The organism is Anabaena sp. 4-3 (genome assembly GCF_001597745.1).
In the GTDB taxonomy this organism is placed as follows: domain Bacteria; phylum Cyanobacteriota; class Cyanobacteriia; order Cyanobacteriales; family Nostocaceae; genus Trichormus.
In genome coordinates, this window is the sequence record NZ_LUHJ01000064.1 from 19,112 (window position 1) to 19,702 (window position 591).

Annotated in this window: 1 protein-coding gene; it reads right to left on the reverse strand. The window is 46.5% G+C overall.

All coding sequences use genetic code 11. The features are described from left to right. Positions 1–591, reverse strand: a 591-nt coding sequence (locus tag A3775_RS25095) for a DUF58 domain-containing protein (protein ID WP_231867025.1), incomplete at both ends; no start/stop codon positions are given.

The following is a 591-nucleotide window of genomic DNA, read 5'->3' on the forward strand; positions in this document are numbered from 1 at the left end:
ACGATGCTGCGGCAATTACTGCTTGTTCAAAGTTGTCTGCTTGCCAATTACCAGCACTATCAAGGGCAATAATAATTTCCTGTCCACTTGTGACCATTTCTAATTCCCGCACCCGTAACTCCCCATAACGTGCGCTAGTCCGCCAGTGAATTAAACGCATGGGGTCGCCGATGCGGTAGGGACGAAGCGATCGCACTAACCCTGATGTGGCTGTCTGCAAGGGTTTACCAGTATACTCACTTCTTTGACTTTCTTCCTGTCCTAATTCATCTACTAGGGGACAAGTTTTTAAAGGTAATACTGTCGGGTAAACAATAGCTGTAGCTTTACAGTGGCGTTGACGGCGACTCCAGAATAATCCTAAAGGCGCGCCTGTCACCAATTCCACAGTGTGCCAGCGATATATCCCTCGATTTTGGGTAGGCTGGGAATATGACCAACGGTAAGTTTCTTGACTGGCGATAGTTTCAATACTGTGTTTGACGGGTTGCCCTAAGACGAAAGGTAAGATATCTTCAACTTGCAGTAAGCTGACAGGTTGCTTAGTGGGGTTGTGAATTTGTAATTCTAAGATTAAGTCATCCCCTGCGG